The sequence below is a fragment of the Sphingobium sp. WR1 genome (genome assembly GCF_059693745.1).
This window is the reverse complement of record NZ_JCATID010000003.1, coordinates 227,656-246,789: the sequence shown is the minus strand read 5'-3', so window position 1 is coordinate 246,789 and position 19,134 is coordinate 227,656. Positions and strand designations below refer to the sequence as shown.

The following is a 19,134-nucleotide window of genomic DNA, read 5'->3' as shown; positions in this document are numbered from 1 at the left end:
CCTGTTCGTTGCGCTATAGTCCGTCAAACGCCCCTCAGCGCAGACGACCCTTCAGCTTCGCCTTCTTGATGAGGTCGCCATATTGATGGGCGAGCAGATGACTCTGAATCTGGGTCACCGTGTCGACCGTAACATTGACGACGATCAGCAGGCTAGTCCCACCAAGGTAGAAGGGAATGCCCGCACGCGCGATGGCGAATTCCGGCACCAGGCAGATGAAGGCCAGATAGGCCGCGCCGATAACGGTGATGCGCGTCAGCACATAATCGAGATAATTTTCGGTGTTCTTGCCCGGACGGATGCCGGGGATGAAGCCGCCATTGCGCTTCAGATTGTCGGCCGTCTCCTCCGGGTTGAACACCACGGCGGTATAGAAGAAGCAGAAGAAGACGATGCCGAGGCCATAGAGCGCCATATAGACCGGGCTGCCGTGCGACAGATATTGGTTGAGCGACAGGACGAAATCGCCCCACCTGCTCTCGCCCGCGACCGTCTGGCCCGCAAACTGCGAAATGGTGAGCGGCATCAGCAGCAGCGACGATGCGAAGATCGGCGGGATGACACCGGCGGTGTTGACCTTGAGCGGCAGATGGCTGCGGTCGGCCTGCATCAGGCCCTGGCGCGTCTGGCGCTTGGGATATTGGATCAGCACCCGGCGCTGGGCGCGCTCCATGAAGCAGATCAGCGCGATCAAGCCGAATGCCAGCACGATGATCAGCATGATCAGCAGGCCCGAGATCGAGCCTTCGCGGCCCGACTTGAACAGGTTGCTCAATGTCACCGGCAGCTGAGCGACGATGCCCGCCATGATGATGAGCGACACGCCGTTGCCGATGCCGCGCGAGGTGATCTGCTCGCCCAGCCACATCAGGAACATGGTGCCGCCGATCAGCGAGACGACCGCGGTCAGGCGGAACAGCAGGCCCGGATCGACCACCGCCTGCACGCCCGACTGGGCGCCGAAGCTTTCGAGGCCGACCGCGATGAAGTAGCCCTGCACGGCCGTCAGGCCGACCGTGCCGTAGCGCGTATATTGGTTCAGCTTCTTGCGGCCGCTTTCGCCTTCCTTCTTGATCGCCGCGAGTTTGGGCGAGAGGGAGGCGCCAAGCTGCACCACGATCGACGCGGTAATATAGGGCATGACGCCGAGCGCGATCAGGCTCATGCGCGACAGTGATCCACCCGAGAAGGTGTTGAAAATGTCAAGAATGCCGCCATTGGTCTGCGCGTAAAGCGTGGACAGCGCGGTCGGATCGACGCCCGGCAGCGGCACGAAGCTCAGAAAACGGAAGACGATCAGCGCGCCCAGCGTAAACCACAGGCGCTTCTTGAGGTCGGTCGCCTGGCTGAATTTCGCCAGGCTGAGATTGGATGCGAGCTGGTCGGCTCTCGATGCCATGGTGGCTGCCCTTCAAATCACTCTTGCCCGGAGCAGGTCCGAGCCGGAATCGCATCCCCCTTAGCGGGGGCTTGGGGCGCTGTCGAACCGGGATTTGCCGCCTGTGCGACAAACAGCGTCCCCCGATGCACATGACCCCGCCGACCCATATCGGGCAGCGGGGTCATGCTTGCAAGACTTGTAAAGCCGGATCAGGCCTTCGCTGCGGCCTTCTTGGCGGCAAGGGCGGTGCCCTTCTTCGCCTTGGCCTTCTCGGCCGCCGGAACGACCTCGATCACCTCGACCTTGCCGCCGGTCTTCTCGACCGCCTCGACCGCGCCCTTCGACGCGCCGGCGACCAGGAAGCTGACCTTGGCGGTCAGTTCGCCCTTGGCGAGCAGGCGCACGCCGTCCTTGCCGCCGCGGGCCAGGCTGGCGGCCTTCAGCGCCGCATGGTCGACGGTGGCGTTGGCGTCCAGCTTGCCGCTGTCGATCGCCTTCTGCACTTCACCCAGGTTCACGATCGCGTAATCCTTGGCGAAGATGTTGTTGAAGCCGCGCTTCGGCAGACGCATGTGGAGCGGCATCTGGCCGCCCTCGAAGCCGTTGATGCTGACGCCCGAACGCGCCTTCGCACCCTTCTGGCCGCGACCGGCGGTCTTGCCCTTGCCCGAGCCGATACCACGGCCGACGCGCATCCGGCCCTTGCGGGCGCCGGCATTATCGTTGAGTTCGTTAAGCTTCGTCATACTGCACTCGCTTTCGCTTTTGTCGCGCTAAAAAACTTATCCTCTCCCGCAGGCGGGAGAGGATATGAAGGCTTACCAGCGTGCTGGTTAGCCGAAGTTGGAGAGGGCTTCGACCCTCACCGTTGCGACTAAGGCCCGCTGCGCGGACCCAAGTCTCACTGCCTCTCCCGCAAGCGGGAGAGGCAAAGGGGTCAGTCGACCACGGCCACCATATGGGGCAGCTTGGCGATGGCGCCGCGGACTTCCGCAGTGTCTTCCAGCTCCACCACGCGATGCATCTTGCCGAGGCCCAGGCCGATCAGAATCTTCTTCTGGGCTTCGGGGCGGCGGATCGGCGAGCCGATCTGCTTGATCTTGATGGTCTTTTTTTCTTGGGCCATATCGATTACTCCGCAATCGCTTCGGCGTCTGCCTGCGCGACTTCGGCCGAGGCGCCACCGCGACGCAGAAGGTCGGCGACCTTCTTGCCACGACGCTGCGCCACCGACTTGGGGCTGGTCTGTTCGCCCAGCGCCTCGAAGGTCGCACGGATCATGTTGTAGGGGTTCGACGTGCCGTTCGACTTGGTCACGACGTCAGCGACGCCGAGGCTTTCGAACACGGCGCGCATCGGACCGCCGGCGATGATGCCGGTACCGGCCGGAGCCGAACGCACCGTCACCTTGCCCGCGCCGAAATGACCCTTGCCGTCATGGTGCAGGGTGCGGCCTTCCTTCAGCGGAACGCGAACCATCGCCTTCTTGGCCGAAGCGGTCGCCTTGCTGATGGCTTCGGGCACTTCGCGCGCCTTGCCATGGCCGAAGCCCGCACGGCCCTTGCCGTCGCCGACGACGACCAGGGCAGCGAAGCCGAAGCGCTTACCGCCCTTGACGGTCTTCGAGACGCGGTTGATGTGAACCAGCTTCTCAATCAGCTCTTCGCCCTGTTCCTCGTCACGGTTGCCGCGACGGTCGTCGCGACGGCCACGGCCGCCACGCTCGCCACGGTTGCGATCGCCGCCGCCACGGTTGCCACGGCCACGGCCGGGACCACGACCTTCGGTCTGAGCCTCGACGCCCTCGACGGGCGCGACGACTTCGTTGGTGTTTTCGTCAGCCATGATCAGAACTCCAGCCCGCCTTCACGGGCGGCATCGGCCAGCGCCTTGACGCGGCCATGGAACAGGAAGCCACCACGGTCGAACACGACCTTGGTGACGCCGGCGGCGGTCGCCGCGGCGGCGACGCGCTTGCCAACATCAGCGGCAGCTTCGGAGGAGGCGCCGGTCTTGCCCAGAGCCTTCGAACCCACATCCTTGTCCAGGGTCGAAGCCGATGCGACGGTCTTGCCGGCAACGTCGTCGATGACCTGGGCGTAGATATGCTGGCCCGAACGATGGACGCTCAGACGGGGCTTGTTGCCTGCAACAGCCTTGAGCGCGGTGCGAACGCGGCGACGACGCCGCGCGAAGAGGGAAAGCTTTGCCATCTTACTTCTTCTTCCCTTCCTTGCGGAAGATGAACTCGCCGGCGTATTTGATACCCTTGCCCTTATAGGGTTCGGGCTTGCGCCAGCGGCGGATCTCGGCGGCGACCTGGCCCACCTTCTGCTTGTCGATGCCGCTGATCTCGACCGTGGTGTTATCCGGGGTCTTGATCTCGATGCCTTCGGGCACCGCGAAGTCGACGTCATGCGAATAGCCGAGCTTCAGGTTCAGCACCTTGCCCTTGGCGTCCGCACGATAACCGACGCCGGTGATGAGCAGCTTCTTGGTGTAACCCTCGGTCACGCCGGTGATCAGGTTCGCGACCAGGGTGCGCTGCATACCCCAGAAAGCGCGGGCGCGCTTGCTGTCGTTGGCAGGCTTCACCGCGATCACACCGTCTTCGATGCTGTAGGTGACTTCGTCGGCCAGCGGCAGGGTCAGGGTGCCCTTGGGCCCCTTCACCGACAGCTCGCCATCGGCGATCGACGCGGTGACGCCCGCGGGGACGGCAACCGGCTTCTTACCAGTGCGGCTCATCAGAACACCTCCGCCAGCACTTCGCCGCCGACATTCTGTTCACGCGCTTCGGCGTCGGACAGAACGCCCTTGGGCGTCGAGACAATGGTGATGCCGAGGCCGTTGCGGATCACCGGAAGTTCCTTGGAACCCGAATAGACGCGGCGGCCGGGCTTGGACACGCGGGCGACATGCTTGATCGCCGGCTGGCCCTCGAAATATTTCAGCTCGATGCGCAGGCCGGGGTGCTTGCCGAGGGCTTCCTCGGAATAGCCACGGATATAACCTTCGCGCTGCAGCACGTCGAGCACGCGGGCGCGCAGCTTCGAGGCGGGGGACACAACGCTGTCCTTCTTCGCCTGCTGCCCGTTGCGGATGCGGGTGAGCATATCACCCAGGGGATCGGTCAATGCCATCTCAAATGATCCTTACCAGCTCGACTTGGTGACGCCGGGGATCAGGCCCTTGTTGGCCAGATCACGCAGCTGCACGCGGCAGAGACGGAATTTGCGGTAGTAAGCGCGGGGACGGCCCGTCAGCTCGCAACGGTTCCGAATACGGGTCGGATTGCCGTTGCGCGGGATCTCCGCCATCTTCAGACGCGCGATCAGACGATCGCTGTCGTCGGCCGCGGTATCATTCGCGATCGCCTTGAGCTTCGCATAGCGGCCGGCATATTTCTTCACCAGCTTCTTGCGGCGCTCGTTCTTGTTGATCGAACTCAGTTTCGCCATGACTTAAGTTCTCTTCCTTAGCTTAAGCGTTTGGGAGAGAAGCGGGGCCGCTTAGGCCGCCTGCTTCTCTTCGAGCGGGAAGGGGAAGCCGAAGAGGCGCAGCAGTTCGCGCGCTTCATCGTCCGTCTTCGCCGTGGTGGTCACGATGATGTCCATGCCACGCACCTTGTCGATCTTGTCGTAGCTGATCTCCGGGAAGATCAGCTGTTCCTTGATGCCAAAGGCGTAGTTGCCACGACCATCGAAGCTCTTGGGGTTCAGACCACGAAAGTCGCGAACGCGCGGCAGAGCGATGTTGATCAGGCGGTCCAGAAATTCATACATGCGCTCGCGGCGCAGCGTGACCTTGGCGCCGATCGGCATGCCTTCACGCAGCTTGAACTGCGCGATCGACTTGCGAGCCTTGGTGATGACCGGCTTTTGCCCTGCGATCAGCTCCATTTCCTCGGCGGCCTGCGTGACCTTCTTCTTGTCCTGGGTCGCTTCGCCCACGCCCATGTTGAGCGTGATCTTTTCGATCTTGGGGACTTCCATGACGTTCTTGTAACCGAACTTCTCGGTCATCGCCTTGGCGATTTCGGCGTCATAGAGCGCCTTCGAGCGCGGGATATATTTGTCGCTCATTACAGCACCTCACCGGACTTGACGGCGACGCGGACCTTCTTGCCGTCGCGGTCCTCGAAACGGACGCGGGTCGGCTTGCCATCCTTGTCGGCGACAGCGACGTTCGAAATGTGCAGCGGCGCAGGCTTGCGATCGATGCCACCCTGCGGGTTGGCCTGATCGGGCTTGCGGTGACGCGCATGGACGTTGATGCCTTCGACGAGGACCTTGTCCTCCTTCGGCAGCACCTGAAGGACGGCGCCGGTACGGCCCTTGTCCTTGCCGGCCAGGACGACGATCTTGTCGCCCTTCTTGATCTTGGCAGCGCTCATTACAGCACCTCAGGCGCAAGCGAGATGATCTTCATGTGCTTCTTGGCGCGCAGTTCGCGAACGACCGGGCCAAAGATACGGGTGCCGATCGGCTCCTCGTTCTTATTGATGAGCACAGCGGCATTGCCGTCGAAGCGAATCACGCTGCCATCAGCGCGACGCACGTCCTTGGCGGTGCGCACGATGACGGCACGATGCACGTCACCCTTCTTCACCTTGCCACGAGGCGCAGCTTCCTTGATCGAGACGACGATGATGTCGCCCACGCTCGCGAAGCGACGCTTCGAGCCGCCCAGCACCTTGATGCACTGGACGCGCTTGGCGCCGCTGTTGTCAGCGACGTCAAGATTGGATTGCATCTGGATCATGGATCCGGTTCCTTCTTATTTGGCCTACCGGGACAATTCCCGGCGGTTCCGAATTCAAGTGCATAGAGACTCACCAACGAGCCTTTGACTCTACGCGAAGCGCGGGCCTGTACCCTTTCCGAAAGGAAAAGGCCAGCCCCGCGCCGCATTTTTAGGTCAAAGGCTCAGCGAGCCTCCCTCAGGCCGCCGTTTCCGGCGACTTGTGGGTGTCCACGCGCTCGATGACCTTCCAGGTCTTGAGCTTGGAAATCGGAGCGGTCTCTTCGATGCGGACCGTTTCGCCTTCCTTGTAGACATTGCCCTCGTCATGGGCATGATACTTCTTCGACAGACGGATGATCTTGCCGTAGAGCGCATGTTTCACCTTGCGCTCCACCCGAACCACAACCGTCTTGTCGGTCTTGTCGGAAACCACCGTTCCCGTCAGCACGCGCTTGGGCATCGTGTGATTTCCTTCTTACTTCGCAGCCGAGCGCGAACGCTCGGACTGAAGGGTCTTGATCTGCGCGATCGACCGGCGGACTTCACGCACCCGGCTGGGCTTTTCCAGCTGATTGGTGGCCGCCTGGAAACGCAGGTTGAACTGCTCGCGCTTCAGGTTGTTGAGTTCGGTCGACAGTTCGTCGTCCGTCTTGGTCTTGAGGTCTGCGACGTTCGCCACGGCTTAACCCTCCAGGTGCGAGGTGTCGCCGAGGCGGGCAACGACCTTCGTCTTGATGGGCAGCTTCATCGCGGCGCGCGAGAAGGCCTCTGCTGCGAGCGGACCGGGTACGCCGTCCAGTTCGAACAGGATGCGGCCCGGCTTGACGCGGGCAGCCCAATATTCGACCGAACCCTTGCCCTTGCCCTGACGGACTTCGGCAGGCTTCTTCGAAACCGGCACGTCGGGGAACACGCGGATCCACAGACGGCCCTGACGGCGAATGTGGCGGGTGATCGCGCGGCGGGCCGCTTCGATCTGACGTGCGGTGACGCGCTCGGGTTCCAGAGCCTTGAGGCCGTAGGAACCGAAATTCAGAGCCGAACCGCCCTTGGCGTCGCCCTTGATCCGGCCCTTGAAGGCCTTGCGGAACTTCATTTTCTTCGGTTGCAGCATGACGCTATTACCTTCTTATCTTCAGCGCGCCGGGCGCACGCCGGAGGTCTGAGCCTCCAGCATCAGCCGGTCGGTGGCCATCGGATCATGACCAAGGATTTCGCCCTTGAAGATCCAGACCTTGATGCCGCACACGCCATAGGCGGTGTGGGCTTCGGCTTCGGCATAGTCGACGTTCGCACGCAGCGTGTGCAGCGGAACGCGGCCTTCGCGATACCATTCCACGCGCGCGATCTCCGCGCCGCCCAGACGGCCGCCGCAGGTGATCTTGATGCCTTCGGCGCCCAGACGCAGGGCCGACTGCACCGCGCGCTTCATGGCGCGGCGGAAGGCGACGCGGCGTTCCAGCTGGTCGGCGATGCCCTGCGCAACGAGCTTGGAGTCGATTTCCGGCTTGCGGATCTCGACGATGTTCAGGCTGACGTCCGAAGAGGTCAGGCTGCCCAGCTTCTTGCGCAGCTTCTCGATGTCCGCGCCCTTCTTGCCGATGATGACACCGGGACGGGCAGCGTAGATCGACACGCGGCACAGCTTGGCGGGACGCTCGATCACGACCTTCGAGATCGCGGCCTGCGGCAGGTTCTTCATGATATACTGGCGGATCTTCAGATCCTCCAGCAGCAGGCGGCCATAGTCGGCGCCTTCCGCGAACCAGCGGCTGTCCCAGGTGCGGTTGATCTGCAGACGCAGACCGATCGGATTGCTCTTGTGACCCATAGTCTTACGCCTCCGCTTCTTCAGCAGCTTCACGCACGACGATGCGCACGCGGCTGAAGGGCTTCAGGATCCGGGTCGACTTGCCGCGGCCGCGAGCGTGGAAGCGCTTCAGGGTGAAGCTCTTGCCCACCGATGCTTCCGCGACGACCAGCGCGTCGACGTCCAGATTGTGATTGTTTTCCGCATTGGCGATGGCCGAAGCCAGCACCTTGCGCACGTCGACCGCCATCGCCTTCTTCGAGAAGGCGAGGATGTTCAGCGCGTCCTCGACCTTGCGGCCGCGGATGAGCGTGGCGACCAGGTTCAGCTTCTGGGCCGAACCACGGATCTGCGTGCCGACGGCCAGCGCCTCATTGTCGGCGACGCGACGGGGAGCCTTTTCCTTGCTCATTAGCGCTTGCCCTTCTTGTCGGCAGCGTGGCCGGGGAAGTAGCGGGTCGGGGCGAATTCGCCCAGCTTGTGACCCACCATTTCCTCGTTCACGAGGACCGGAACATGCTTGCGGCCATTATAGACGTTGAACGTCAGGCCAACGAACTGCGGCAGGATGGTGGACCGACGCGACCAGGTCTTGATCGGGCCAGCACGGCCACCGGCGTCCTGCGCCGTTTCCGCCTTCTTCAGAAGGCTGAGGTCCACGAACGGACCTTTCCAGACGGAACGAGCCATCTCGCTTACCTCTTCTTCTTCGCGTGGCGGCTACGGATGATGAACTTGTCCGTCGCCTTGTTGTGGCGGGTGCGCGCACCCTTGGTCGGCTTGCCCCAGGGCGTGACCGGATGACGGCCGCCCGAGGTCCGGCCTTCACCACCACCATGCGGGTGGTCGACCGGGTTCTTCGCCACACCGCGCGTCAGCGGACGCTTGCCGAGCCAGCGGTTACGGCCGGCCTTGGCAAGGTTGGTGTTGGCGTTGTCCGGGTTCGACACGGCACCGACGGTGCCCATGCAGTCCGAACGGATGTAGCGCTGCTCGCCCGACGACAAGCGGACCATCACCATGCCACGATCGCGACCGACCAGCTGGGCATAGGTGCCCGCCGAACGGCAGAGCTGACCGCCCTTGCCGGGCTTCATCTCGATATTGTGGATGATGGTGCCGACCGGCATCTGGCCGAGTTCCATCGCGTTGCCCGGCTTCACGTCGGTCTTCTTGCCCGCGACGACCTTGTCGCCGGGCGCCAGACGCTGCGGCGCCAGGATATAGGCCTGGGTGCCGTCGGGATAGTTGACCAGCGCGATGAAAGCGGTGCGGTTGGGGTCATATTCCAGACGCTCGACCGTGCCTTCGACGTCCCACAGGCGACGCTTGAAGTCGATGATGCGGTAACGCTGCTTGTGACCGCCCGCGATGCCGCGCGAGGTCACATGGCCCTTGTTGTTGCGGCCACCGGTCTTGCGCTTGCCTTCGGTCAGCGCCTTGACGGGCTTGCCCTTGTGCAGGCCGCTGCGGTCGACGAGGATCAGGCCACGCTGGGCCGGGCTCGTCGGGTTATAGTGCTTGAGTGCCATCTATCCCGCCTCAAATACCGGTGGTGACGTCGATGGGCTTACTGTCGGCAGTAAGCGTCACGATCGCCTTCTTCACGTCCGAACGCTTGTAGGGCTTGCCCTTCCAGCGCTTGACCTTGCCCTTCTGCACCAGCGTATTGACCGCCTTCACGGACACGCCGAACAGCGCCTCGACAGCCGCCTTGATCTCAGGCTTGGTGGCATCGCCAGCAACCTTGAAGACAACGGCGTTGTTCTCGGAGAGAAGGGTCGACTTCTCGGTGATGACCGGCGCGACAACGACATCGAAATGACGGTTGTCCACGGTCGCGGCTTCTTTCTTAGCCATTGAAACGGGCCTCCAGCTTTTCGACCGCGGCGCGGGTGAGCACCAGCGAGTCGGCCTTCAGGATGTCGTAGACGTTGGCGCCAACGGCCGGCAGCAGGTTCACGCCGATGATGTTGGCCGACGCCTTCGCGAAGCTGACGTTCACGGCATCGCCGTCGATGAACAGCGCCTTGTTCAGGTTCAGCTTGGCAAGGTGCGCGACCAGATTCTTGGTCTTGCCTTCGGCCACGTCGAAGCTGTCCAGAACGATCAGCGAACCGTCCTTGGCCTTGGCCGACAGGGCCATCTTCAGGCCGAGCGCGCGAACCTTCTTGTTCAGGTCGTGGCCGAAGTCACGGGCGCGAGCACCATGAGCCTTACCACCGCCGATGAACACGGGCGCCTTGCGATCGCCGTGACGAGCCGTACCGCCGCCCTTCTGGCGACCGAACTTCTTGCCGGTGCGGGCAACGTCCGAACGCTCGCGGGTGGCGCGGGCCGGGGCACGACGCTTTTCCAGCTGCCAGGTGACGACGCGATGCAGGATGTCGGTGCGGGGCTCGACACCGAACACGGCATCGTTCAGCTCCAGCTCGCCAGCCGCCTGCGCGTCGAGGGTCTGTACATTGACCTTCATGGTTTAGCCCTCCTGGCCTTCGGTCGCTTCGGGAGCGGCCGCGTCTTCAGCGGGCGTCTCGGCCGGAGCATTGTTGCTGTTCGCGGCAGCCTTCAGGCTGGCGGGATAGGGAACGTCGGCGGGGCGCTTCACCTTGACGGCGTCACACACGGTCAGCCAGGTGCCCTTGGCACCCGGAACCGAACCCTTGACGAACAGCAGGCCACGCTCGACGTCCGTGCGGACGATTTCGAGGTTCTGCTGGGTCCGCTCGCGGTCGCCCATGTGGCCGGCCATCTTCTTGTTCTTGAAGACGCGACCCGGATCCTGGCGATTACCGGTCGAACCATGGGCACGGTGGCTGATCGACACGCCGTGGGTGGCGCGCATACCGCCGAAGCCCCAGCGCTTCATGGCGCCGGCGAAACCCTTACCCTGGGTGTGACCGGCGACGTCAACCAGCTGGCCGGCGATGAAATGATCGGCCGCGATCTCGGCGCCGACATCGAGGAGCGCATCCTCGGCGACACGGAATTCGACCAGGCGCGCTTTCGGCTCCACTTCCGCCTTGGCGAAGTGGCCGCGCTGCGGCTTGGCGACATTCTTGACCTTCGCGACGCCCGCACCAAGCTGAACCGCGACATAACCGTCACGCTCAACTTCCTTGCGAGCCACGACCTGATTGCCCTCAAGGGCCAGAACCGTAACGGGAATATGACGTCCGTCCTCCTGGAACAGACGGGTCATCCCGACTTTCTTAGCGATCACGCCTGTGCGCATCACTGATTACTCCCATAGAGGCCCACCTTAGCAGCGGGCGTATCCAACGAAAAAACCGCTCAGGATCTCTCCTTCGCGGCCCAACCCAAAATATAGATCACCCCGTCCGGGTTGGATGCCGACCCCTCACCGGGACCAGCGACGGGGGACCAGGACCACGCGCCTTTCCGGTTCACCGGAGGGCCGTGCGGTATCCCTTGTGTCGTTTGAGCTTCCGACCCCCTAAAGTAGAGCGGCGGAATGCCCGATACCCTGCCCTCCATTCGGAAAGCGGGGACTTGCCGGCTTAGGCCAGCTTGATTTCGACGTTCACGCCGGCAGCCAGGTCCAGCTTCATCAGCGCGTCGACCGTCTGCGGCGTCGGCTGCACAATGTCAAGCATACGCTTGTAGGTGCGGACTTCGAACTGCTCGCGCGACTTCTTGTCGATGTGCGGACCACGGTTGACCGTGAACTTTTCGATGCGCGTCGGAAGAGGAATCGGACCGCGGATAAGGGCGCCGGTGCGGCGGGCGGTGTCGGCGATGTCGCCAGTCGCCTGATCGAGCACGCGATGATCGAACGCCTTGAGACGAATACGGATGTTGCTGTCCATTGTTCCTGTACCGATGCGAAAGAGCCAAAAACTTAGAACATTTTCAAAAATCAACCGGAGCAGCCGATGACTTGTGAAAATGCGCCAACAAAAAAAATATCCGCCCCGCAAATTGCCCTTCTAGCTCATGCGAGCCGGAGAAAGGCGATCCGGGGCGGCAAAAAATCCTCAGCGGCGCGAATCAGGCGATCCGCGCCGCTGCGGTCCTATATTACTTCGAGATCGTGCCGACAACCCCTGCGCCGACGGTACGACCGCCTTCGCGGATCGCGAAGCGCAGGCCCGAGTCCATCGCGATCGGAGCGATCAGCTTGACGCCGAGCTTCACATTGTCGCCAGGCATGACCATCTCGGTGCCCTCGGGGAGGATCACTTCGCCGGTCACGTCGGTGGTGCGGAAGTAGAACTGCGGACGATAGTTCGCGAAGAACGGGGTGTGACGGCCGCCTTCTTCCTTCGACAGGACGTAGACTTCAGCGTCGAACTCGGTGTGCGGGGTGATGGTGCCCGGCTTCGCCAGAACCTGACCACGCTCGACTTCTTCACGCTTCGTGCCACGAACCAGGGCACCGATGTTGTCGCCCGCGCGACCTTCGTCGAGCAGCTTGCGGAACATTTCGACGCCGGTGACGGTGGTCTTGGCGGTCGGCTTCAGACCGACGATCTCGACTTCTTCACCAACCTTGATGATGCCGGTTTCGACACGGCCGGTGACGACGGTGCCGCGACCCGAGATCGAGAACACGTCTTCGATCGGCATCAGGAACGCCTTGTCGACCGGACGCTCCGGCTGGGGGATGAATTCGTCGACGGCAGCCATCAGCTTCAGGACAGCCTGCTTGCCGATTTCGTCGTTCGAACCGTCCAGCGCCTTCACGGCCGAGCCGGGGATGACGGGGATGTTGTCGCCGTCGAAGTCGTAGCTGCTCAGCAGTTCGCGGATTTCCAGCTCGACCAGTTCCAGGATTTCCGGATCGTCGACGAGGTCAACCTTGTTCATGAACACGACGAGCTGCGGCACGCCGACCTGGCGGGCGAGCAGGATGTGCTCGCGGGTCTGCGGCATCGGGCCGTCGGTGGCCGACACGACCAGGATCGCGCCGTCCATCTGGGCGGCGCCGGTGATCATGTTCTTGACATAGTCAGCGTGACCCGGGCAGTCGACGTGCGCGTAGTGACGGGCTTCGGTCTCATATTCGACGTGGGCGGTCGAAATGGTGATGCCGCGCTCGCGCTCTTCGGGCGCCTTGTCGATGTTGGCATAGTCGACGAAGGTCGCGCCGCCGGTTTCGGCGAGGACCTTGGTGATGGCGGCGGTCAGCGAGGTCTTGCCATGGTCGACGTGACCGATCGTGCCGATATTGCAGTGCGGCTTGTTCCGCTCAAACTTAGCCTTAGCCATTTTTTCCTACCTTCTAATCAAATCCGATGTGGTTTGACCGCTCGGCCGCGCCTTGCGAAGGCGCGTCCATAGCAGCAAATTTCGATATTACCAGCCCCTAACCGACCCGTTTCCACAGGTCGGCCAAGGAAAACCGTCAGGCCATCTTCGCCTTGACTTCGTCCGCCACATTCTGCGGCACTTCGTCATAGTGCGAGAAGATCATCGAGTAGTTCGCACGGCCCTGGGTAAAGGAGCGCAGCGAGTTCACATAGCCGAACATGTTGGCCAGCGGGACCATCGCCTCGACCACCTGCGCGTTGCCGCGGCTGTCGGTGCCCTGGATCTGGCCCCGACGGCTGTTCATGTCGCCGATCACGTCGCCCAGATATTCTTCCGGGGTCACGACTTCGACCTTCATGACCGGTTCGAGCAGCTTGATGCCCGACTTCTGCGCCGCTTCGCGCATTGCGGCGCGACCGGTGATTTCGAACGCCAGCGCCGACGAGTCGACGTCGTGATAGGCGCCGTCGTACAGCAGGATTTCGAAGTCGATGATCGGGAAGCCGATGAGCGAGCCGGTGGCCGCGGTTTCGCGCATACCCTTTTCGATCGCCGGGATATATTCCTTGGGAATATTACCGCCCTTGATCTCATCCTTGAAGATGATGCCCGCGCCGCGCTCGCCCGGCGTGATCTTCACCTTGATGCGACCGAACTGGCCGGTGCCGCCCGACTGCTTCTTATGGGTGTAGTCGATGTCGACCGGCTTCGCGAGATATTCGCGATAGGCCACCTGCGGCGCACCGACATTCGCCTCGACCTTGAACTCGCGCTTCATGCGGTCGACGAGGATTTCGAGGTGAAGTTCGCCCATGCCCTTGATGATGGTCTGGCCCGATTCGTGATCGGTGGACACACGGAAGGACGGATCCTCCGCGGCCAGGCGGTTGAGCGCGACGCCCATCTTTTCCTGGTCGGCCTTGGTCTTGGGCTCCACCGACAGTTCGATGACCGGCTCGGGGAATTCCATCCGCTCCAGAATGATCGGCTGGCGCTCGGCGCACAGCGTATCACCGGTGGTGGTTTCCTTCATGCCGGCCAGCGCGACGATGTCGCCGGCATAGGCGGTGTCGATGTCCTCACGGCTGTTCGCATGCATCAGCAGCATACGGCCGATCTTTTCCTTCTTGTCCTTGACCGAGTTCAGATAGGTGCCCTTGGTCAGCGTGCCCGAATAGACGCGCAGGAAGGTGAGCGAGCCGACGAACGGGTCGTTCATGATCTTGAATGCCAGGCCTGCGAACGGCGCATCGTCACTGGTCGGACGGCTGTCCGGCGTCTCGCCGTCCATCTTGACGCCCTGGACGTCTTCGATGTCGAGCGGGCTCGGCAGATAATCGACAACGGCGTCGAGCAGCGGCTGAACACCCTTGTTCTTGAATGCCGAACCGCACAGCACCGGCACGAAGGCGTGGCCCAGCGTGCCCTTGCGGATCAACTTCTTGAGGGTCGCGACGTCGGGCAGATTGCCTTCCAGATAGGCTTCCATCGCGGCATCGTCCTGCTCGACGGCCAGCTCGATCAGCTTTTCGCGATATTCGGCGGCCTTGTCGGCGAGGTCGGCGGGAATCTCTTCATAGGAGAATTCGGCGCCCAGATTCTCATCCTTCCAGATGATGGCGCGGTTCTCGACCAGATCGACCAGGCCCTTGAAATCCGATTCGGCGCCGATGGGCAGATACAGGACGGCCGGGGTCGCGCCCAGGCGATCGATGATCGTCTGCACGCAATAATAGAAGTTGGCGCCGGTGCGGTCGAGCTTGTTGATGAAGCACATCCGCGGCACCTTATACTTGTCCGCCTGGCGCCATACGGTTTCCGACTGCGGTTCCACGCCCGCCACGCCGTCGAATGCGGCGACCGCGCCGTCGAGCACGCGCAGCGAACGCTCGACTTCGATGGTGAAGTCGACGTGGCCGGGAGTGTCGATGATGTTCAGGCGGTGGTCGTTCCAGAAACAGGTCGTCGCAGCCGACGTGATGGTGATACCACGCTCCTGCTCCTGCTCCATCCAGTCCATGGTGGCGGCGCCGTCATGGACTTCGCCGATCTTGTAGGACTTGCCGGTATAGTAAAGGATACGCTCGGTCGTCGTGGTCTTGCCGGCGTCGATATGCGCCATGATACCAAAATTGCGATAGCGTTCGAGCGGATGGCTGCGGGCCATGATGCTTCTCCGTTGCCGGTGCGCCGGCGGTTGGGGATTCGTTTATTCTGCGCGTGGCCCCTAAACCAATCCGTCCGCCATGGGTAGACCCCCGGCGAACGGACCGATTCAAGTGCCAGATAACAAAGCGGGCACCTCGCGGCGCCCGCTTGCCCTTTTTACCAGCGATAGTGCGAGAAGGCGCGGTTCGCTTCCGCCATGCGGTGCGTGTCTTCGCGCTTCTTCACGGCATTGCCGCGGTTGTTGGCGGCATCCAGCAGCTCACCCGACAGGCGGGCGGCCATCGTGGTTTCGCTGCGGTTCCGCGCGGCGGTGATCAGCCAGCGGATGGCCAGCGCCTGGGCGCGCTCGGGGCGCACTTCGACGGGGACCTGGTAGGTCGCACCGCCGACGCGGCGGCTGCGGACCTCGATGCCCGGCTTCACATTGTTCAGCGCATCGTGGAACATGCCGATCGGATCCTTCTTGGCGCGGGTCTCGACGGTTTCGAGAGCGCCATAGACGATCGATTCAGCAACGGCCTTCTTGCCGTCCTGCATGATGCTGTTCATGAACTTCGACAGCACGATATCGCCGAACTTGGGATCCGGCAGGATGACGCGCTTTTCGGGGCGACGACGACGTGACATATTTCTGGTCTCCCCTTCTTACTTCGGACGCTTCGCGCCGTACTTCGAACGGCTCTGCTTACGGTCCTTGACGCCCTGGGTATCCAGAACGCCGCGCAGCACATGGTAGCGCACACCGGGAAGGTCGCGCACGCGGCCGCCACGGATCAGCACGACGCTGTGCTCCTGAAGATTGTGACCTTCACCCGGAATATAGGTGATGACTTCGCGCTGGTTGACCAGACGCACCTTCGCCACCTTGCGGAGAGCCGAGTTCGGCTTCTTCGGGGTCGTCGTGTAGACGCGGGTGCAAACGCCGCGCTTCTGCGGGTTCGCATCCATTGCAGGGACCTTCGACTTGGTCTTCTGCAGCTCGCGGCCCTTGCGGACCAGCTGGTTGATTGTTGGCATGAAGCCCTTCACCTTTTTCAGTTACTTTACCGGATCATTCCCGTGTTCCATGCCGCCCGGACATATGCATGTCCAAAACGGCAAAGGCCCCGGGGATGAATATCCCCTGGAGCCACAAGAGCACCCGGCAATGTTCAGCTCTAATGTTGCTCAGCCAACAGGACGCGATGGAGACGAGTCTTCGCACGGCAGGCCGCTGGGCGAGCGGCGCTATAGCGATGCGCGGGCCAGGGGTCAAGGTGGCGACCGTGCACCCGCCTCCAGCGACCGATGCTCTACGTCATTTCAAAAGGTTAGGGAATTGGTAACTGTAACTGTTTTACCCTCTCGCCCCGGCGCAGCATGGGCGAAACGTGACCTTATTATCCCCCTTCACCGGCGAGTTTCGCGACCCCGCTAGGGAATCGGCCTTTCAGGCCGAACGGCTGCCCGAATATCGTCGCCATGCGCGTCTTTTGTTCCTGTTGTCGGCCCTTCTCAACGGCCTGTTCCTGCTGAGCGACTGGCGCTTCGCCGGTACGCCGCATTTCTGGATCGCCGTGCCCGCGCGCGTCTCGGTCGTCCTGTGGTCGCTTGCCTGCCTGTGGCTCTGCCGCCGCATGACAAGTTTTCCCGCAGTCGAACGAATCTGCTTCGCCTGGCAAGTGGTGACGGCAATCGGCGTGGCCTTCCTCGTCAGTTCCCGCAGCGACATCGCCCTGTTCGTGCTGGTGATGCTGCCGCTGGTCTTCTATCTGGTCGTGCCGACCAGTTTCCGCGGCAATGTCGGCGGCGGTCTCGGATGCGGCGCCGCGCTGCTGATCGGCTATCTCGCGCCGGCTCCCGCCTCCCGCACCATGCTCGGCATGATCCTGGCGATGCTGATGCTCCATTGCGGCATGTGGCTGGCGATCGCCCGCAACAACCGGCTGCAACGGCAGGAATGGACGGCGGGGCGGCTTGCCCGTGCCGCGCAGGCGGCGCTCGCCGACAGCCGCGACACGCTGGAGCGCATGTTCATGGCCGTGCCTCTGCCGCTGCTGGTCACGCGCCGCGACGGCAGCGTCCTGCGGATGAATCGCGCCGCCACCGAAGGCTATGCGGCCGGGCAGGAGGTAACTCTCGACAATGTCGACCGGACCTATATCGACCTGCCATCCCGCGACGAACTATTTCATCGACTCCAGCGCGGCGAGGTGATCGACAATTTCGAATGCCGGCTCCGCCGCGGTGACGGCGCGATCCGCAGCGCGCTGCTATCCACGCGCCCGATCGTGATCGACGGCGAACCCTGTTTCGTCACCAGCGTGGTCGACATCACCGAACGCAAGGAAGCGGAACAGCATCTGGAGCATCTGGCCATGTCCGATGCGCTGACCGGCCTCGCCAACCGCGCGCATTTCATGGCCGCGCTGACCCAGGCGACGGTGACGATGGGCGCGCGCCCCAGCCTGTCGGCCGTGCTGCTGATCGACCTCGACGAATTCAAGCGCGTCAACGACACCGCCGGCCATGATGCGGGCGACGCGCTGCTCTGTGCCGTCGCTGGGCGGCTGCGGCACGCGCTGCGTCCCGGCGATCTGGTCGCGCGCATGGGCGGTGACGAGTTCGCCGTCCTTCTCACCCGTCTTCCCGATGCCGATGCGCTCCAGCCGATTCTCGCCCGCATCAGCGAACATCTCCATGCCCCGCTCAGCTATCGCGGCCGGGCGATCGAAAGCCGGGTCAGCATCGGCGTCGCCCTCTTCCCCGACCATGCCGATGACGTCGCCGCGCTGATCAAACATGCCGACATTGCGCTCTATCATGCCAAGAACAGCGGCCGGGGCCGCGCCACCCTGTTCGGCCCCGGCCTGCTCGAAAGCTGGGAACGCGAGGCGGCGATGCTGGACCGGGCGCGCCATGTCCTGGCGCAGGAACGCCCCGTCCCCTGGTACCAGCCCAAGATCGTCCTCGACACCGGCGAGTTGCAGGGGTTCGAGGCGCTGTTCCGCTGCCCTACCGCCACCGGCGCGATGATCATGCCCGGCGACATCGCAGCCGCCTTCGAACATCCCGAACTGGGGCCGGCGATCACGGCGCAAATGATCGACGGCATCGTCACCGATTGCTGTCGCTGGCGCGACGCGGGCCTTGCCTTCGGCCATGTCGCCTTCAATGTCTCCGGCGCCGATCTCAATGACGACAGCTTCGCGGACCGGCTGCTCGATCGTCTGGCCCAAGCCGGCCTGCCGCCCGCTACGATTGAAGTGGAAGTCACCGAATCGGTGTTTCTCGGCCGCAATGCCGATCGGGTAGGCCGCGCCTTGCAGCGGCTGAGCGAAGGCGGCGTCGCCATCGCGCTGGATGATTTCGGCACCGGCTATGCGTCGCTCTCGCATCTCAAGCAGTTTCCGATCGACATCATCAAGATCGACCAGCGTTTCGTGCGCGACCTGGAGACCGATCCCGACGACGCGGCCATCGTCCGCACCGTGCTGAACCTGGCCTACAGTCTCGGCATCCAAACTGTGGCAGAAGGCGTTGAAAATCAAAGGCAACTTGATTATCTACGCGCCGGCGGATGCCATTATGGCCAGGGCTATCATTTCGGCGCCGCCATGCCGGCCAGGGCTGTGGAGGATCGGCTGCGCACCGGCGCCCTGCCATGCGCCCTCCCTCAGGCCATGAAAAAGTGAAAAATTCTGTCAGAATGACGGAACCAAAATTCGATCCATTCATTTCATCGCGCTGACCATTCGATTCGTCACGAGTCCGG

The 19,134-nt window shown here is 62.9% G+C and carries 27 protein-coding genes; 1 reads left to right on the top strand and 26 read right to left on the bottom strand.

Features of this window, described 5'->3' with window-relative positions:
• Nucleotides 1-34: 34 nt before the first annotated feature.
• The 26 genes from secY to rpsL form a co-directional block, all read right to left on the bottom strand.
• The gene (secY, locus tag AC58EF_RS06040) at nucleotides 35-1,399 is read right to left on the bottom strand and encodes a preprotein translocase subunit SecY (RefSeq protein ID WP_497275260.1); all 1,365 of its coding nucleotides are present in this window, start codon (nucleotides 1,397-1,399) and stop codon (nucleotides 35-37) included.
• A gap of 191 nt (nucleotides 1,400-1,590) precedes the next feature.
• Nucleotides 1,591-2,127 carry a 50S ribosomal protein L15 gene (gene rplO, locus AC58EF_RS06035; protein WP_497275258.1) on the bottom strand — a complete coding sequence of 179 codons (537 nt, stop codon included), beginning with the start codon at nucleotides 2,125-2,127 and terminating at the stop codon, nucleotides 1,591-1,593.
• A 191-nt stretch (nucleotides 2,128-2,318) separates the two neighbouring features.
• Nucleotides 2,319-2,507: a 50S ribosomal protein L30 gene (gene rpmD, locus AC58EF_RS06030; RefSeq protein WP_497275256.1), complete on the bottom strand. Its 189-nt coding sequence runs from the start codon at nucleotides 2,505-2,507 to the stop codon at nucleotides 2,319-2,321.
• Nucleotides 2,508-2,512: 5 nt separating this feature from the next.
• Nucleotides 2,513-3,226: a 30S ribosomal protein S5 gene (gene rpsE / locus AC58EF_RS06025; RefSeq protein ID WP_497275254.1), complete on the bottom strand. Its 714-nt coding sequence runs from the start codon at nucleotides 3,224-3,226 to the stop codon at nucleotides 2,513-2,515.
• A 2-nt stretch (nucleotides 3,227-3,228) separates the two neighbouring features.
• Nucleotides 3,229-3,594 carry a 50S ribosomal protein L18 gene (gene rplR, locus AC58EF_RS06020; protein ID WP_497275252.1) on the bottom strand — a complete coding sequence of 122 codons (366 nt, stop codon included), beginning with the start codon at nucleotides 3,592-3,594 and terminating at the stop codon, nucleotides 3,229-3,231.
• Nucleotide 3,595: 1 nt separating this feature from the next.
• The gene (gene rplF, locus AC58EF_RS06015) at nucleotides 3,596-4,129 is read right to left on the bottom strand and encodes a 50S ribosomal protein L6 (protein ID WP_497275251.1); all 534 of its coding nucleotides are present in this window, start codon (nucleotides 4,127-4,129) and stop codon (nucleotides 3,596-3,598) included.
• Nucleotides 4,129-4,524: a 30S ribosomal protein S8 gene (gene rpsH / locus AC58EF_RS06010; RefSeq protein WP_007707877.1), complete on the bottom strand. Its 396-nt coding sequence runs from the start codon at nucleotides 4,522-4,524 to the stop codon at nucleotides 4,129-4,131. The genes rplF and rpsH overlap by 1 nt, the downstream gene beginning before the upstream one ends.
• A 12-nt stretch (nucleotides 4,525-4,536) precedes the next feature.
• Entirely contained in the window at nucleotides 4,537-4,842 is a 306-nt protein-coding gene (rpsN, locus tag AC58EF_RS06005; RefSeq protein WP_009820643.1) for a 30S ribosomal protein S14, read from the bottom strand.
• A 51-nt stretch (nucleotides 4,843-4,893) separates the two neighbouring features.
• Nucleotides 4,894-5,466: a 50S ribosomal protein L5 gene (gene rplE, locus AC58EF_RS06000; RefSeq protein ID WP_497275249.1), complete on the bottom strand. Its 573-nt coding sequence runs from the start codon at nucleotides 5,464-5,466 to the stop codon at nucleotides 4,894-4,896.
• Nucleotides 5,466-5,777 carry a 50S ribosomal protein L24 gene (gene rplX, locus AC58EF_RS05995; protein WP_497275248.1) on the bottom strand — a complete coding sequence of 104 codons (312 nt, stop codon included), beginning with the start codon at nucleotides 5,775-5,777 and terminating at the stop codon, nucleotides 5,466-5,468. The genes rplE and rplX overlap by 1 nt, the downstream gene beginning before the upstream one ends.
• Nucleotides 5,777-6,145, bottom strand: coding sequence for a 50S ribosomal protein L14 (rplN, locus tag AC58EF_RS05990; protein WP_007686569.1), 369 nt, complete (start codon nucleotides 6,143-6,145; stop codon nucleotides 5,777-5,779). The genes rplX and rplN overlap by 1 nt, the downstream gene beginning before the upstream one ends.
• Nucleotides 6,146-6,323: 178 nt before the next feature.
• On the bottom strand, nucleotides 6,324-6,587 hold the full coding sequence (gene rpsQ / locus AC58EF_RS05985) for a 30S ribosomal protein S17 (RefSeq protein ID WP_009820639.1): 264 nt from the start codon (nucleotides 6,585-6,587) through the stop codon (nucleotides 6,324-6,326).
• 15 nt (nucleotides 6,588-6,602) lie between these two features.
• A complete protein-coding gene (gene rpmC, locus AC58EF_RS05980) occupies nucleotides 6,603-6,806 on the bottom strand; it encodes a 50S ribosomal protein L29 (protein WP_013847759.1) in 204 nt (67 codons plus the stop codon).
• 3 nt (nucleotides 6,807-6,809) lie between these two features.
• The gene (gene rplP, locus AC58EF_RS05975) at nucleotides 6,810-7,241 is read right to left on the bottom strand and encodes a 50S ribosomal protein L16 (RefSeq protein ID WP_066700949.1); all 432 of its coding nucleotides are present in this window, start codon (nucleotides 7,239-7,241) and stop codon (nucleotides 6,810-6,812) included.
• A gap of 21 nt (nucleotides 7,242-7,262) precedes the next feature.
• Nucleotides 7,263-7,958 carry a 30S ribosomal protein S3 gene (rpsC, locus tag AC58EF_RS05970; RefSeq protein ID WP_021239758.1) on the bottom strand — a complete coding sequence of 232 codons (696 nt, stop codon included), beginning with the start codon at nucleotides 7,956-7,958 and terminating at the stop codon, nucleotides 7,263-7,265.
• Nucleotides 7,959-7,962: 4 nt separating this feature from the next.
• Nucleotides 7,963-8,349: a 50S ribosomal protein L22 gene (gene rplV, locus AC58EF_RS05965; protein ID WP_013847761.1), complete on the bottom strand. Its 387-nt coding sequence runs from the start codon at nucleotides 8,347-8,349 to the stop codon at nucleotides 7,963-7,965.
• On the bottom strand, nucleotides 8,349-8,627 hold the full coding sequence (gene rpsS / locus AC58EF_RS05960) for a 30S ribosomal protein S19 (protein ID WP_497275244.1): 279 nt from the start codon (nucleotides 8,625-8,627) through the stop codon (nucleotides 8,349-8,351). Before rpsS ends, rplV begins: the two co-directional genes overlap by 1 nt.
• Before the next feature lie 5 nt (nucleotides 8,628-8,632).
• Nucleotides 8,633-9,469: a 50S ribosomal protein L2 gene (gene rplB / locus AC58EF_RS05955; RefSeq protein WP_066859655.1), complete on the bottom strand. Its 837-nt coding sequence runs from the start codon at nucleotides 9,467-9,469 to the stop codon at nucleotides 8,633-8,635.
• Nucleotides 9,470-9,479: 10 nt separating this feature from the next.
• Nucleotides 9,480-9,797, bottom strand: coding sequence for a 50S ribosomal protein L23 (locus tag AC58EF_RS05950; protein ID WP_497275242.1), 318 nt, complete (start codon nucleotides 9,795-9,797; stop codon nucleotides 9,480-9,482).
• Nucleotides 9,790-10,413, bottom strand: coding sequence for a 50S ribosomal protein L4 (rplD, locus tag AC58EF_RS05945; RefSeq protein ID WP_497275240.1), 624 nt, complete (start codon nucleotides 10,411-10,413; stop codon nucleotides 9,790-9,792). The genes AC58EF_RS05950 and rplD overlap by 8 nt, the downstream gene beginning before the upstream one ends.
• A 3-nt stretch (nucleotides 10,414-10,416) precedes the next feature.
• Nucleotides 10,417-11,172: a 50S ribosomal protein L3 gene (rplC, locus tag AC58EF_RS05940; protein ID WP_497275434.1), complete on the bottom strand. Its 756-nt coding sequence runs from the start codon at nucleotides 11,170-11,172 to the stop codon at nucleotides 10,417-10,419.
• 286 nt (nucleotides 11,173-11,458) lie between these two features.
• The gene (gene rpsJ / locus AC58EF_RS05935) at nucleotides 11,459-11,767 is read right to left on the bottom strand and encodes a 30S ribosomal protein S10 (protein ID WP_007686587.1); all 309 of its coding nucleotides are present in this window, start codon (nucleotides 11,765-11,767) and stop codon (nucleotides 11,459-11,461) included.
• A gap of 211 nt (nucleotides 11,768-11,978) precedes the next feature.
• Nucleotides 11,979-13,169, bottom strand: coding sequence for an elongation factor Tu (gene tuf, locus AC58EF_RS05930; RefSeq protein WP_497275237.1), 1,191 nt, complete (start codon nucleotides 13,167-13,169; stop codon nucleotides 11,979-11,981).
• Nucleotides 13,170-13,305: 136 nt separating this feature from the next.
• Complete coding sequence (gene fusA / locus AC58EF_RS05925; protein WP_497275235.1) at nucleotides 13,306-15,378, bottom strand: elongation factor G; 2,073 nt, start codon at nucleotides 15,376-15,378, stop codon at nucleotides 13,306-13,308.
• A gap of 158 nt (nucleotides 15,379-15,536) precedes the next feature.
• Nucleotides 15,537-16,007, bottom strand: coding sequence for a 30S ribosomal protein S7 (rpsG, locus tag AC58EF_RS05920; RefSeq protein ID WP_021227559.1), 471 nt, complete (start codon nucleotides 16,005-16,007; stop codon nucleotides 15,537-15,539).
• Between the two features lie 18 nt (nucleotides 16,008-16,025).
• Nucleotides 16,026-16,397 (bottom strand): 30S ribosomal protein S12, encoded by a 372-nt coding sequence (gene rpsL / locus AC58EF_RS05915; protein ID WP_004208728.1) that lies wholly within the window; start codon nucleotides 16,395-16,397, stop codon nucleotides 16,026-16,028.
• 353 nt (nucleotides 16,398-16,750) lie between these two features.
• Here rpsL and AC58EF_RS05910 point away from each other — a divergent pair, with 353 nt between their 5' ends.
• The gene (locus tag AC58EF_RS05910; protein WP_497275232.1) at nucleotides 16,751-19,054 is read left to right on the top strand and encodes a putative bifunctional diguanylate cyclase/phosphodiesterase; all 2,304 of its coding nucleotides are present in this window, start codon (nucleotides 16,751-16,753) and stop codon (nucleotides 19,052-19,054) included.
• Nucleotides 19,055-19,134 lie beyond the last annotated feature (80 nt).